This is a genomic window from Knoellia locipacati (assembly GCF_007992835.1).
GTDB classification, from domain to species: domain Bacteria; phylum Actinomycetota; class Actinomycetes; order Actinomycetales; family Dermatophilaceae; genus Knoellia; species Knoellia locipacati.
On record NZ_BKBA01000003.1, the window covers coordinates 770,003 to 782,956 of the forward strand.

At 71.7% G+C, this 12,954-nt stretch carries 13 protein-coding genes; 3 read left to right on the plus strand and 10 right to left on the minus strand.

Translation table 11 applies throughout. The annotated features are described in order from the left end of the window. Positions 1-152 precede the first annotated feature (152 nt). A complete protein-coding gene (locus tag KLO01_RS05180) occupies positions 153-509 on the plus strand; it encodes a YciI family protein (protein WP_147062739.1) in 357 nt (118 codons plus the stop codon). A gap of 35 nt (positions 510-544) precedes the next feature. Here the strand turns inward: KLO01_RS05180 and KLO01_RS05185 are convergent, their stop codons facing one another. Beyond that, positions 545-847: an MmcQ/YjbR family DNA-binding protein gene (locus tag KLO01_RS05185; protein ID WP_147062741.1), complete on the minus strand. Its 303-nt coding sequence runs from the start codon at positions 845-847 to the stop codon at positions 545-547. Between the two features lie 63 nt (positions 848-910). Between KLO01_RS05185 and KLO01_RS05190 the strand changes: the two genes are divergently transcribed. Then, the gene (locus KLO01_RS05190; protein WP_246136059.1) at positions 911-1,552 is read left to right on the plus strand and encodes a class I SAM-dependent DNA methyltransferase; all 642 of its coding nucleotides are present in this window, start codon (positions 911-913) and stop codon (positions 1,550-1,552) included. On the opposite strand, the gene KLO01_RS05195 is transcribed toward KLO01_RS05190, so the two are convergent. The 9 genes from KLO01_RS05195 to KLO01_RS05235 form a co-directional block, all read right to left on the minus strand. Then, positions 1,545-2,300 carry an SDR family oxidoreductase gene (locus KLO01_RS05195; RefSeq protein WP_222611921.1) on the minus strand — a complete coding sequence of 252 codons (756 nt, stop codon included), beginning with the start codon at positions 2,298-2,300 and terminating at the stop codon, positions 1,545-1,547. The two genes, KLO01_RS05190 and KLO01_RS05195, sit on opposite strands and share 8 nt — an antisense overlap. A gap of 14 nt (positions 2,301-2,314) precedes the next feature. Then, a complete protein-coding gene (locus KLO01_RS05200) occupies positions 2,315-3,004 on the minus strand; it encodes a histidine phosphatase family protein (RefSeq protein WP_147062743.1) in 690 nt (229 codons plus the stop codon). Then, a complete protein-coding gene (locus tag KLO01_RS05205) occupies positions 3,001-4,089 on the minus strand; it encodes a phosphotransferase family protein (protein WP_147062745.1) in 1,089 nt (362 codons plus the stop codon). The genes KLO01_RS05200 and KLO01_RS05205 overlap by 4 nt, the downstream gene beginning before the upstream one ends. Further along, positions 4,082-4,873 (minus strand): SDR family NAD(P)-dependent oxidoreductase, encoded by a 792-nt coding sequence (locus KLO01_RS05210; protein WP_147062748.1) that lies wholly within the window; start codon positions 4,871-4,873, stop codon positions 4,082-4,084. The genes KLO01_RS05205 and KLO01_RS05210 overlap by 8 nt, the downstream gene beginning before the upstream one ends. Further along, a complete protein-coding gene (locus KLO01_RS05215) occupies positions 4,870-6,138 on the minus strand; it encodes an acyl-CoA dehydrogenase family protein (RefSeq protein WP_147062749.1) in 1,269 nt (422 codons plus the stop codon). Before KLO01_RS05215 ends, KLO01_RS05210 begins: the two co-directional genes overlap by 4 nt. A gap of 67 nt (positions 6,139-6,205) precedes the next feature. Continuing rightward, positions 6,206-7,633 (minus strand): HNH endonuclease signature motif containing protein, encoded by a 1,428-nt coding sequence (locus KLO01_RS05220; RefSeq protein WP_147062751.1) that lies wholly within the window; start codon positions 7,631-7,633, stop codon positions 6,206-6,208. Between the two features lie 90 nt (positions 7,634-7,723). Beyond that, positions 7,724-9,880: a molybdopterin-dependent oxidoreductase gene (locus KLO01_RS05225; RefSeq protein ID WP_246136060.1), complete on the minus strand. Its 2,157-nt coding sequence runs from the start codon at positions 9,878-9,880 to the stop codon at positions 7,724-7,726. Between the two features lie 4 nt (positions 9,881-9,884). After that, positions 9,885-10,697 (minus strand): crotonase/enoyl-CoA hydratase family protein, encoded by an 813-nt coding sequence (locus tag KLO01_RS05230; RefSeq protein WP_147062753.1) that lies wholly within the window; start codon positions 10,695-10,697, stop codon positions 9,885-9,887. 19 nt (positions 10,698-10,716) lie between these two features. Further along, entirely contained in the window at positions 10,717-11,907 is a 1,191-nt protein-coding gene (locus KLO01_RS05235; RefSeq protein WP_147062755.1) for an MFS transporter, read from the minus strand. A gap of 74 nt (positions 11,908-11,981) precedes the next feature. Here KLO01_RS05235 and KLO01_RS05240 point away from each other — a divergent pair, with 74 nt between their 5' ends. Continuing rightward, entirely contained in the window at positions 11,982-12,953 is a 972-nt protein-coding gene (locus KLO01_RS05240; protein WP_147062757.1) for an NADPH:quinone oxidoreductase family protein, read from the plus strand. Position 12,954 lies beyond the last annotated feature (1 nt).

Below are 12,954 nucleotides of genomic sequence, written 5' to 3' on the forward strand. Positions count from 1 at the left end.
AGCATCCGGAGCCGAAGTCCGCGGTTTCGTTGGGTTGGTGTCGGCGACGCCGACCGCGGCGCCCGGCCTGCCGAGAAATCCACGTGAGGATTGTCGATGACGCCGGGCTCCGCTCGTCACCCCCATGTCAGACCACGACCGAAAGGACCCTCATGACCGACTACGTCATCCTGTTCCCCTCCGACGACGAGGCCCGGTGGGAGGCCGGCACCGAGGCCGATCACCAGGCCACCTTCGACATCGACGCCGAGTTCGGCCGACTCCTCCAGGACCGTGGTGGAGCCATCACCGGTGGCGCCGCCCTCACCCACAGTCGCGGGGCCCGGACGCTGCGACGCGCGGCCGACGCGGGCGTCATGGTCACCGAGGGTCCGTTCGCGGAGTCCGCCGAGCAGATCTCCGGCTTCTTCCTCGTCCGCTGTGACGACTACGACGCGCTCGTCGAGGCTGCGCAGGTGCTCGTGCGTGCACACCCCGTCGTCGAGATCCGCCCGGTCGACGAGGACTGACAGGGCCGCAGGGCCAGGGGTGGACCAGGGGCAGGTCAGCTGCGCCTCTGGGAGGTCCACGCGAGCCGGATGGACTCCCTGATCGCGTCGGGGTCGCCGTCGAGGTCGGCCTGCACCTTCATGTGCGCCTCGAACCGCGGCGGGACACCGAACGTCTCGGGATGTGCCTCGAGCAGCCTCTCGCGGTCCTCGAACGTCACCCTGACGAGCACCGTCCCGGGTTCGTCCTGCCGCACGACCAGACGGTCGTCGACGTACCACGCCACCCGCCCCGGATGCCCCTTGCGCCGGCACCCCGGCAGCGAGGTTGCGAACGCGTCGATCTCGTCAAGCGTCACCGTCCCACGGTAGTGGCGGGACGGCATACGGGCCCGGGCAAGGACGGGTGGGAGCATGGCCGGATGGCGACCCCGGACTCCGTGCAGCGTGCCTACGACGTCGTCGCGCCGACGTATGCCGCCCACTTCCCGGGCACGGAACCCGAGGCGCCGCTCGACCTCGCCATGGTCGACGCGTTCGCCGGCGCAGTCGGCACCGGCCAGCACCACCGCGTGCTCGACGCAGGGTGCGGGACGGGTCGGATGAGCCGCTACGTCGCCGACCGCGGGTGCGACGTGGAGGGTGTCGACCTCTCGCCCGGCATGGTCGAGCAGGCACGCCGCGCCCAGCCCGACCTCCGCTTCGACGTCGCCGAGCTCGCTGCTCTCCCCCACCCGGACGCGACGTTCGACGGTGTCCTGCTCTGGTACTCGACCATCCACACACCACCCGAGGGGCAGCCCGCCGTCTTCGCCGAGGCCGTGCGCGTCCTCGCCCCCGGCGGTCACCTGCTCGTCGCCTTCCAGGCCGGCCACGGCACGAGGGACGTCTCAGTGGCGTACGCGCGCTTCGGACACGACATCGAGCTGGAGCGGCACCTCTTCACACCGGACGAGGTCGCCGCCTGGGCCACCGACGCGGGACTCACCGAGACCGCCCGCATGGTGCGTCGCGCCACCGGCAACGAGCGCGACGACCAGGCGGCCCTGCTCTTCGTCAGGTGAGCTTGCGGACGACCCCGAGCGGCAGGTGGCGCATCGCGGTGCCGAGCGGCTTCCACGGCCACGCCGGCACGCGCGCCGACTCGACGCCCTTCTCGATCGCCTCGACGATGCCGCGCACCCCGGTCTCGGTGTCGACCATGAACTTGGTGCGCTGCTCGACCTTCTCGTTCATCTCCGAGCGGATGTAGCCCGGGTAGATCGTCGACACGGTGATGTCGAGGTCGGGCTTGCCGCGCATCTCGACCCTGATCCCCTCGGCGAGGTGGGCGATCCCCGCCTTCGTCGCGGCATACGTCGTCACCGTCTTGGGCATCCCGCGCATCGCCGACATCGACGAGATGACGACGAGGTGGCCGCGCTTGCGCAGGCGGAAGATCTCCATCGCCGCCTCGCACTGCGCCAGGGCGCCGATGAAGTTCGTCATCGCCGTCGCCCTGTTGGCGGCGTAGCCCCCGACGCCGATCGGTGCGCCCTTGCCGAGCCCGGCGTTGACGACGACGCGGTCCACGCCGCCGAGCTCCTCGTCGAACTCGTGGAAGACGCGGAACACCGCCTCGTCGTCGGTGACGTCGAGCGCCTTGATCCCGACGGTGCGATCCGGGTGTGCCGCAACGATCTCGGCACGCAGCTCCTCGAGGCGGTCGGTCCGGCGGGCACACAGCGCGAGGTCGTGACCACGTGCGGCGAGCTGGCGGGCGAGCTCGGCGCCGATGCCGGAGCTGGCGCCGGTGATGAGGGTCGTGGTCATGAGCAGGGTTCTCCTCAGCGGGTGGTGAGCAGGTCGGGAACCCGCTCGAGGTGTGACGTGTCGTTGAAGGTCCGCAGCACCGGCTCGGTCGCGCCGACGGACAGGGTGGTGAGCGAGGCGTTGGCGATGACGCGCTGGAGCGACGTCCAGACCGGCGAGCCCCCGCCGAGCAGCGCAGCCGCGACCCACGAGATCGCCCCCGCGGAGCTCACCACGACAGCCGTCTCTCCGCGACCGACGTTCTCCGCCAACGACTTCAGCCCGGCGAGCACGCGCTCCCCGAACGCCGAGAACGGCTCGTCGTAGTCGTCCTCGTGAGCGCCGGCCACCCACCGTTCGGTCGCCACGGCATACATCTCGTCGAAGGCGCGGTGGGGACGCAGCGTGCGTGCGAGGTCGGCCTTCATGAGCGCCATCGAGCGGTAGGCCGGCTTGTAGGCCGTGAGGATCGCCGAGTGCGCGTACTCGTCCCACGCGCCGTCGGTCTCGGTCTCCATCGACCAGCCGGCGCCCTCGACGAGCCCGGCCCCGGTGTCGCGCTGGCGACGCATCGCCCCGGTGACGACCCGGGACGCCTCGATGCCGCGGGCGGCGAGCTCCTCGCCGACGGTGCGCGCCTGCTCGTGCCCGAGGTCGGAGAGCTTGTCGTAGTCCTTCTTGCCCCAGGAAGCCTGCCCGTGACGCACGAGGATGATCCGGCTCATCGGTCGGCCCCGCGGCGGGCGCGGCGCAGCAGCACGCGGCAGCGCAGGTCGAGGTAGAGGACGAACCAGCGCATCCGCTTGGCCTGCGGGTTGGTCGTCTCGCCGCGGTAGGTCCGCAGGTAGATCTGCTGCGCGATGACGGCGAGGCGGAAGAGCCCGAACACCTCGTAGAAGGCCCACCGCTCGGCGTCCATCGGGATGCCCATGCGGTCGCAGTAGTAACGGACGGCCTCGATGCGCGACAGCATCCCGGGGGTGTGCGTCGGCTGGAGCCGGAGTGCCTTCGCGACCGGGTCGTCGCTCGCCTGGACCCAGTAGGCCATGGCCCCACCGAGGTCCATGAGCGGGTCGCCGACGGTCGCCATCTCCCAGTCGAGGACTCCGACGATGCGCGTCGGGTCGTCCTCCGCGAGCACGAGGTTGTCGAAGCGGAAGTCGTTGTGGATGAGGACCTGGCCGACGTCGTCGGGCCGGTTCGCCTCGAGCCACTCCATGACGCCCTCGAACGACCCGACGTTGGGCGTGCGGGCCTTGCGGTATCGCGCCGACCAGCCGGTCACCTGGCGCTCGACGTAGCCGGGGCCCTTGCCGAGCCCACCCAGCCCGGCTGCCTCGACGTCCACCTGGTGCAGGTCGACGAGGGTGTCGAGAGCGTTGCGGCACAGCAGGTTCACGCCGTCGCGCGAGAGCCCGAGCGACGCCGGCACGTCCCGGCGCAGGATCGTCCCGACGAGCCGCTCCATGACGTAGAACTCCGAGCCGATGACGGACTCGTCGCCGCACCACGCCACGATCCGCGGCACCCGGTCGTAGACGCTGCCGAGCGCCCGCTGGATGTCGCTCTCACGGCGCATGTCGTGCGCACCCTTTGCCTTGGTGCCTCGTGGCGGCCGGCGCAGGATGAGGTCGCGGGTCGGGTAGCGCAGCAGGTAGGTGAGGTTGGACGCGCCACCCTTGAACTGGCGCACCTCGGGCGTCGCCTCGAGCCCCGGCTCGTCCGTCGCATGCTCGCGCAGCCAGGCCGCCAGCGCCCCGACGTCGAAGGAGTCCTCGTCCCGGACGGGTGATCCCAGCTCGTCAGGCATCGCGGGACTTCCGCGCGAGCTTCTGTCCCGCCTGCGTCGCCACCCGGTCGTATGCCGGCCGCACGAGTCGCTTGGTCCAGTACGCCTGGCGGCCGAGCCGGTCGGTGAGGATGACCTTCTTGTGCCTGTCGATGCCCTTGAGCACGGTCTCAGCGACCTCGTCGGCACTCATCGTCGCCTTGGTGATGAGCTTGAGCGCGGTCTCCTCCATGGCGGTGTCCTTGCCCTGGAGCGACTCGTGCAGGTTGGTCCGGAAGAAGGCCGGGCACACGGCGGAGACGTGGATGCCCCACGGCGCCAGCTCGAAGCCGAGGGTCTCGGACAGGGCGACGACCCCGGCCTTGGCGGCGTTGTAGGACGACATGCCGGGGCCGTGGACGAGCCCGGCGAGCGAGGCGGTGTTGACGATGTGGCCCGAGAGCTGCTCCTTGAGCATCGGGGTGAACGTCTGGCAGCCGCGCACGACACCGAGCAGGTTGATGTCGAGCACCCGCTCCCAGTCAGAGATCGACTCGACATCGATCCGACCGCCGGTGGCGACGCCCGCGTTGTTGACGAGGACGTCGAGCCCGCCCCAGGTCTCGCGCACGTGGGCGAGGGCGGCGTCCCAGTCCTGCTGGCTGCGGACGTCGAGACGCAGGTATGCCGTGTCGCCAGGCACGCTGTCGGGGCGGCTCTCGCTGAGGTCCCCGACGAGGACCTGGTCGCCGCGGGCGGCGAACGCCTTGGCGAGCGCGAGGCCGAGCCCCGAGGCGCCGCCGGTGATGAGGACGCGACGGCTCATGCGCGGCTCGCCTTCTCTGCGTAGGGGTGGAGCAGGAGCTTGGCGATGACGCCGAGGTGGACCTCGTCGGGACCGTCGGCCAGGCGCAGCGAGCGGGCGTTCGCATAGGCCGCCGACAGCGGGAAGTCCTCGGACATCCCCGCGCCACCGTGGAGCTGGATCGCCATGTCGATGACGTCGCACGCCATCTGCGGCACGGCCACCTTGATCTCGCTCACCTCGCTCATCGCGCCGAGGGAGCCGACGGTGTCGAGCTTCCACGCGGCGTGGTGGACGAGGAGCCGGGCCTGGTTGATGGCGATGCGGGCGTGGGCGAGCCGCTCACGATTGCCGCCGAGGTTGGCCAGCGGCTTGCCGAAGGCGGTGCGCGTCGTGGCCCTCTCGCAGGCCATCTCGAGCGCGCGCTCCGCGAGGCCGACCAGGCGCATGCAGTGGTGGACGCGACCGGGGCCGAGGCGGCCCTGGGCGATCTCGAACGCCCGGCCGGGTCCGGCGATGATGTTGGTGACGGGCAGCCGGACGTCGGTGAGCGAGACCTCGCCGTGCCCGATCGGCTCGTCGTGCTGGCCGAACGCCGAGAGCATCCGCTCGACCTTGACCCCCGGGTGGTCGAAGGGCACGAGCACCATCGAGTGGCGCGAGTGGCGCGACGCCTCGGGGTCGGTGACGCCCATGAAGATCGCAACCTTGCAGTCCGGGTTCCCGACGCCGGTCGACCACCACTTGCGACCGTTGAGCACGACCTCGTCACCGTCGATGACGGCGGTGGCCTCCATGTTGGTCGCGTCCGAGGAGGCGACTCCGGGCTCGGTCATGAGGAACGCGCTGCGGATGCGTCCGTCGAGCAGCGGCTCGAGCCAGTCGGCCTTCTGCTCGTCGCTGCCGTACTTGAGGAGGACCTCCATGTTGCCGGTGTCCGGGGCGTTGCAGTTGAACACCAGGGGCGCGGAGAACGAGCGACCCATCTGCTCGGCGATCGGGGCGTACTCCGCGTTCGACAGACCGGAGCCGCCGTCGGTGCCGAACTGCACGGCATACGGGCCCTCGTGACCGGCCGGGAGGAAGAGGTTCCACAGGCCCTGCTCGCGCGCCTTGGCCTGGAGCTCGGCGATCAGGGGGTGCGCGGGCCACGGGTCCTCGCCGGCCGCGCGGCGGGCAGCGACGTCGGCAGCCATGACTCGCTCGGCCGGCTCGATCTCGGCGTCGATGAAGGCGCGGACGCGCTGGGCGAGGTCGAGTGAACGCTCCGACGGTGAGAAGTCCATCCCCCGACCCTAGGTGAGCGGTTGCTTAGGCGGGTAGTGGGATGGCTCACGAGTGGGTCTGCGGGCGTCACGCCGCCCAGAAGTGGCCCTCGTGGGCGTGCTCGAGCCAGTCGTCGAAACGTTCACCGACGTCGTCGGTGGTCGGCAGGTCGGCCGATGGCGCGACCCACCCCTCACCGAGGATCGGAGGTGCCGTCGAGTCGTGCACGCGTCCGGTCGGGGTCTGGATGCGTATGCCGTGTGGTCCGGTCCCGTCTAGCCCGGTGGACTCCACCCTGACGTGCCAGCCGTTGAGCTCCTTGACGAGGTTGTGCCGCTGGCAGAGGCCTTCACCGTTGGCCGCCGAGGTGGCCCCGCCCGCATGGACGGCTGTCGTGTGGTCGGTCTGGACGGCGGGCGCGTCGCACCACGGGATCCGGCAGGCTGGGTCGCGCAGCTCGAGGAACCGGCGCAGCCCGCCCTGGAACCGGCGCCGTGTCGAGTCCATGCCGACGAGGTCGCGGCCGCTCGGGTCGGTGAAGAGGCGACGCAGCCAGACTCCGGCCCCCGAGTCGAGAGCATCGGCGACGGAGGCGCGAGCCTCGCACCCGGGCACGGGCCCCCAGCCGGGGAGGACTGCCACGTCGTCCACGGGCGCGGTGCCGCCGAAGGCAGCAGGCAGCAATGTCCGGTCGGTCATGACGAGGTGCACCTCGACCGGCTGCGGCTGATCCGGTGCGCGCCCGGAGATGAGCTGGAGGGCGCGGTCGGCCAGCCAGGCGCCCTTGCCACGGGTGTCGGCGCGGGCCGCCGCAGCAGCGGCCTCCCACTCGTCGGCGGGCAGGTCGGGGTCGATGACGTGGCGTCGGCCCTCCTCGGCGGTCAGCGCCACGTGCGCCCCGACGACCTCCTTCAGCGGGCCGAGGATCGACAACCACGCCATCCCGTCCGCCGCCGGCCGCACCGACACCCGCCGACTGGCGACGACGCGGCGGTTGCGCTCGGCGAGCGACTCGGCATCCAGGGCCGCACCCGCGCGACGCGCGGCGGCCGCGAGGGCCTTGTCGCCCATCGACCCGATGCAGTCGGCCAGCCGCCGATCGACCTCGGCACGGTGATCCCGGCTCAGGCAGGCAGTCTCGCGGACGACGATCGTGGCGCGCCGCTCGCTGATCTCACCGCGCTCCAACGCGGCCATCGTCGACGGCATCTCCTCGACCAGAGCGCGTGCGACACCGACGTGCTGGTCGGCCAACGTCGGCGAGCACCGCCTCGCCAGGGCCAGGTCTGCGCGCACGCTCCGCGAGTCCTCACCGAGCTGCTCACGGTCCACGACGGCGGCGGCCGTCAACCGGGCCTGCGCAGCCGCGGTCGCACCCTTAAGTGACTCGAGCGCCGCGACGGCCTCGACCCTCTCTACCTCGGTGAGTCCCTCGGCGGAGAGCGCGGCCAGCGAGGACACGACAGAGCGGATCCGGACCTGTGGTCCTTCGCTCGACTCTCTCCCCGTCCCCATGAACCAATAGTACACCTGTTCGATGACAGACTCTAGAGTTGTCCACACCGAATTCCCCTGTCGCACAGGGGATATGGACTGCGAGGCGACTCAGCCACCTGCCATGAGCGTGGCGGGAGTGACGACGACAGGTATGCCGTTGAGCACGGCGTTGCCCGACACGCCTTCGACCTGGGCCGGGTCGGTAAGGTCGTTCATCGTCACACCCGGCACCTCGACGGCCCGGCTCAGGCGCACCCCTGGGCGCCGATGCCCGTAACCGTGCGGCAGAGAGACAACCCCACGCATGACCTCGTCGCTGGCCCGGACCTCGACCTGGAGCGACGACACCTCCGAGGTGACCGTGACGAGTGAGCCGTCCTCGATCCCGCGCGACGCGGCGTCGTCGGGGTGCATGAGCAGCTGGTGGCGTGGCCGCCCACGGGTGAGCCGCTCGGTGTTGTGCATCCACGAGTTGTTGTCGCGCTGGTGGCGCCGGCCGATGAGCAGAAGGTCGTCGCTGTGCGCCGCCCGCCGGAGCGCGGGCAGCCGCGAGCGCAGCGCCGCCAGCCCGTCCGTCACGACCGCGGGTGTGAGCACGACCTCCTGCTCGGGGGTCCGCAGGCGCTCCGGAAGGCGTGGCTCCAGGGGCCCGAGGTCGACCCCACCCGGAGTCCGCGCCAGCCGCCGGACCGAGAGCCCCCGCCGGCTCGACCGCAGCAGGACGTCGACCGTGAGGCGCGGCGAGGCCCGCAGACGCACCAGGGCCTTGAGCGGCACGCGACGTCCAGCCTTCCGGTTCAGCGCGAGGACGAGGTCGCGCGCGATCTCCCACTCGTGTCGCTGGTCCTCCCCACGCTCGAACAGCGCCGGCGACCAGCGGGCGGTGTTGCGCACCGCGAGGGTGTGGAAGATCAGGTCGTAGTGGTCGCGCTCGAGCGGACCCGTCGGCGGCAGGATGACCTGGGCGTGCCGCGTCGTCTCGTTGATGTAGGGGTCGATCGCGACGACCGCCTCGAGCTCGGCCATCCGCTCGGAAAGGCGCCCACCAGCAGGAGTCGACGACACCGGGTTGCCGCCGACCGTGATGATGCCGCGGATCGCCGGCCGTGGCCCCTCCATCTCCTCGGACATCACCGAGACGGGGAGCTCACCCCCGAACTCCGGCAGCCCCCGCACCGCCGAGTGCGTCCGGCCCCGGTGACCGCGTCCCACCAACCCGCGTCCGACGATGTCGATCGCCGGCGAGGTGAACATCGTTCCGCCGGGGTGGTCGAGGTTGCCGGTGATCGCCATGAGGCACTGGATCGCCCACTGGCACAGCACGCCGAACTCCTGCGTCGACACCCCCATCCGACCGTGGACCGCCGCCGAACCCGCGGCCACGTCACGCGCCAGGTTCCGGATCGCCTCCGCCGCAACGCCGCTCACCGACTCGGCGAGCTCGGGCGTGAAGTCCGCGACCGCGACGCGCAGCTCGTCCATCCCGGTGACGTACGCCGCCGGTCGAGCCAGGCCTTCGCCGAGGACGACGTTGACCAGTGCCAGCAGCACGGTCGCGTCGGTGCCGGGTCGGACGAAGTGGTGCTCGTCGGCGACAGCCGCCGTCTCGGTGCGACGCGGGTCGAGGACGACGAGCCGCCCACCGCGAGAACGCAGCTCGCGCAGGCGGCCCGGGAAGTCGGGGACCGTCCACAGAGACCCGTTCGACGCCATCGGGTTGGTCCCGACGAGGACGAGGAGCCGCGTGCGGTCGATGTCGGGCACCGGCAGGAGGAACTGGTGGCCGTACATCGCCCACGCCACGAGGTGGTGCGGCAGCTGGTCCACGCTCGTCGCGCTGAACACGTGACGGCTCCGCAGCGTGCGCGGGATGGCGGTGACGTGGGTCAAGGCTCCGACGCTGTGGACGTTGGGGTTGCCGAGGTAGGTCGCGACGGCGTCGCGTCCGTGCCGCTGCTGGACCCCGTGGAGCAGCCCGGCGGCGAGCTCGATCGCCTCGTCCCACCCGATCTCGACGAACGTGTCCCCGACCCGCTTCACCGGTCGACGCAGCCGGTCGGGGTCGGTGTGCAGGTCCTGGAGGGCGACGCCCTTGGGGCAGATGTGCCCGCGTGAGAGCGGGTCCTCGGCGTGCCCCTTGATGCTCACGATCTCGGTCCCGCGCAGTGCGACCTGCAGGCCGCACGAGGCCTCGCACAGCACGCAGGTGATGTGCCGGGTCGTCGTCGCCGCGTCGTCGCGGGGTCCAGCCACAGGGGTCGTCACCGGGTCAGCCCCGCGGGTCGATCCCGGCACGGGGCTGGTATGCCGGCCGCTCCCGTCGCGTGGCCGCGCGCCGAGCCTCGGCCGCGTTGGCACCCATGAGCAGCCGCGCCTGCTCGAGCCGCTCCCACCGGAAGGTGCGGCGGTCGCTCGCCGACCACGTCCGGTTGAAGAGGCGCTTGGCCGCCGCGACGGAGTCCGGCGAGCGCTCGGCGAGGGTGGATGCGAGGGCCAGCGCACCGGCATACGGGTCGAGGTTCTCCTCCGTGGCGAGGCCGACCCGGACCGCCTCGGTGCCCGAGAGCGTCTCGCCGGTCATCGTCAGGCGCTTCGCGACGTCCATCCCGACCTGCTGCGACAGCGCCTGGATGCCGGACATGTCGGGGATGATCCCCCACTTGGCCTCGAGGACGCTCCACTTCGCGTCGGGCGCGGTGATGCGGAAGTCGGCCGCGAGCGCGATCTGCAGCCCGCCACCGAGGCAGTGGCCGTGGACGGCGGCGATGACCGGGACCGGCAGCCGGCGCCAGGCCCAGCACGCCTCCTGGAAGGTGTTGGTGCCACGCCACGGGCGCGGGGCGAAGGCCGCGGCGACGCGACGGGGCTCGCGCAGCACGGTCGCGAAGTCGAGCCCGGCGCAGAACGCGTCACCCTCGCCGGAGAGGACCACCGAGCGCAGCGTGCGGTCCGCCCGGAGGCGGTGGGCCGTCGCCACCAGCTGCTCGAGCGTGTCGAGCGTGAGCGCGTTGAGCTTGTCGGGCCGGTTGAGGGCGACGTGGGCGACGCCGTCCTCGGTGCGACAGGTGACGAGTTCGGTCATCCCCGCAGACTAGGCCCGGTCAGGCAGCGCGCACCGGGGCGGGCCGGGTGTCCGAGCGGTGCTTGAGCAGGCTGAGGCCGAGGACGCCTGCGCCGAGGACCGACAGGCCGGCACCCACCCAGCTCGGGGCGGTGTAGCCGTAGCCGCCCGCGATGACGAGGCCACCGAGCCAGGCGCCGAGCGCGTTGGCCGTGTTGAGGGCCGCGTGGTTGCTCGCGGCGGCGAGCGTCTGGGCCTCACCGGCGACCTGCATGAGGCGAAGCTGGAGGTTGACGACGAGGATCCCGGCGAGCACCGACGACAGGAAATAGAAGAAGATCGCCGGTGCCCACCACTGCGCGGTGAGGGCGAACGCGACGAGGTTCACGCCCATGCCCACGCACCCGATGGTGATCGACCGCAGCACCGACCACTCGCCGAGGCGGCCGGCGAGCGGGGTGCCGACGAGGCCACCGATGCCGGAGGCGAGCAGGAAGATCGGGACCGCGCTCGCGTCGAGCCCGGTGACGTCGGTGACGGTCGGCGCGATGTAGCTCGCCATGGCGAACATGCCGCCGAAGCCGATCGCGCCGACGGCGAGCGTGAGCGCGACCTGGGTCGTGGCGAACCCGCGCAGCTCGCGCTTGATCGTGCTCTCGAGGTTGCGCTCGATGTGCGGGACGTAGGCGAGGAGCAGCCCGATGGTGAGCACCCCGAGCACGGCGACGAGCCAGTACGCGGAGCGCCAGCCGTAGTGCTGGCCCAGCCAGGTCGCCCCGGGCACCCCGGCGACGTTGGCGATCGGGATGCCGAGCATGACGCGGCTCACCGCGCGGCCGTGCTGGCCGCGGGCCGCCATGTCGACGGCGACGAGGGCGGCCACGCCGAAGAAGGCGCCGTGCGGCATACCGGCGACGAAGCGGGCCACGAGCAGCCACGAGTAGTCGGGCGCGAGCGCCGTCCCCACGTTGCCGACGACGAACGCGACGGTGAGCCCGACGAGCAGCGCCTTGCGCGGCCACGTGGCCCCGAGCATCGCGAGCAGCGGGGCGCCGACCACGACACCGGCCGCGTAGGCGGAGATGGCGTGCCCCGCGGTCGGGATCGACACCGACACACCCTGCGCGACGTCGGGCAGCAGGCCCATCGTCACGAACTCGGTCGTCCCGATGGCGAAGCCGCCGACGACGAGGGCGATCGTGGCAAGGAGGGCATGGCGAGGCTCGGGCACACAAGGACAAGGCACGAGGCGCCCGGGACATTCCCTCCCGGGGGTCACGGACCCTGCCTCCTAGGATCGGGAGCATGCGTGCAGCCCTCGTGACCCGACTCGACGGACCCGACGCCATCGAGGTGGTCGACGTCCCGGACCTCGAACCGACGGCGGGCGAGGTCCTCATCGACGTGGCCGCGGCCGGGGTGTCGTTCCCCGACGTGCTGCTCACCCGTGGCGAGTACCAGATCAAGCCTCCGACGCCCTTCGTGCCCGGCGCCGAGGTGGCCGGCTTCGTGCGGCAGGCGCCCGCCGGCAGCGGCCTCGAGGAGGGTGACCGGGTGGCGGCGTTCCCGTTCCTCGGCGGGTTCGCGGAGCAGGTCGTGTGCGACCCAGCGATGGTCTTCCCGCTGCCCGACGGCGTGACGTTCGACCAGGGCGCGGCGCTGCCGATGAACTACCTCACCTGTCACTTCGCCCTCCGCACGCGCGGCCGGCTGGCCGAGGGCGAGAAGGTCCTCGTCCACGGTGCCGCCGGCGGGATCGGCACGGCCGCGATCCAGCTCGCGAAGGCGTGGGGGGCGACCGTGTATGCCGTGGTGTCCGACTCCGCGAAGGCGGCCGTCGCGCGGTCGGCCGGGGCCGACGAGGTGGTGCTGGCCGAGGGGTTCAAGGACTCGGTCGCCGACCTCACCTCCGGACACGGCGTGGACGTCGTCGTCGACCCGGTGGGTGGCGACCGCTTCACCGACTCCCTGCGCTCGCTCGCACCTCTGGGGCGGATGCTCGTCATCGGCTTCACCGCCGGCGCCATCCCCGAGGTCAAGGTCAACCGGCTCCTGCTCAACAACGTCGACGTCGTCGGTGTCGGGTGGGGTGCCTACTGGACCGGGGCCGGTGGTCCGGGCTTCGTGCGCCGCCAGTGGGACGAGCTCGTGCCGCTGCTCGAGGACGGCCGGCTCGACCCCGTCATCGGCACGGTGCGCTCGCTCGACGAGGTGGCCGTCGCGCTGCGCGACATCGACGAGCGCCGGGCGACCGGCAAGATTCTGCTGACGCCCTGAC

Excerpts from the sequence above, each read along its gene's own strand:
- KLO01_RS05180 (WP_147062739.1), top strand. The coding sequence starts at position 153 with ATGACCGACTACGTCATCCTGTTCCCCTCCGACGACGAGGCCCGGTGG.
- KLO01_RS05190 (WP_246136059.1), top strand. The coding sequence starts at position 911 with ATGGCGACCCCGGACTCCGTGCAGCGTGCCTACGACGTCGTCGCGCCG.
- KLO01_RS05195 (WP_222611921.1), bottom strand. The coding sequence starts at position 2,300 with ATGACCACGACCCTCATCACCGGCGCCAGCTCCGGCATCGGCGCCGAG.
- KLO01_RS05200 (WP_147062743.1), bottom strand. The coding sequence starts at position 3,004 with ATGAGCCGGATCATCCTCGTGCGTCACGGGCAGGCTTCCTGGGGCAAG.
- KLO01_RS05205 (WP_147062745.1), bottom strand. The coding sequence starts at position 4,089 with ATGCCTGACGAGCTGGGATCACCCGTCCGGGACGAGGACTCCTTCGAC.
- KLO01_RS05210 (WP_147062748.1), bottom strand. The coding sequence starts at position 4,873 with ATGAGCCGTCGCGTCCTCATCACCGGCGGCGCCTCGGGGCTCGGCCTC.
- KLO01_RS05215 (WP_147062749.1), bottom strand. The coding sequence starts at position 6,138 with ATGGACTTCTCACCGTCGGAGCGTTCACTCGACCTCGCCCAGCGCGTC.
- KLO01_RS05220 (WP_147062751.1), bottom strand. The coding sequence starts at position 7,633 with ATGGGGACGGGGAGAGAGTCGAGCGAAGGACCACAGGTCCGGATCCGC.
- KLO01_RS05230 (WP_147062753.1), bottom strand. The coding sequence starts at position 10,697 with ATGACCGAACTCGTCACCTGTCGCACCGAGGACGGCGTCGCCCACGTC.
- KLO01_RS05240 (WP_147062757.1), top strand. The coding sequence starts at position 11,982 with ATGCGTGCAGCCCTCGTGACCCGACTCGACGGACCCGACGCCATCGAG.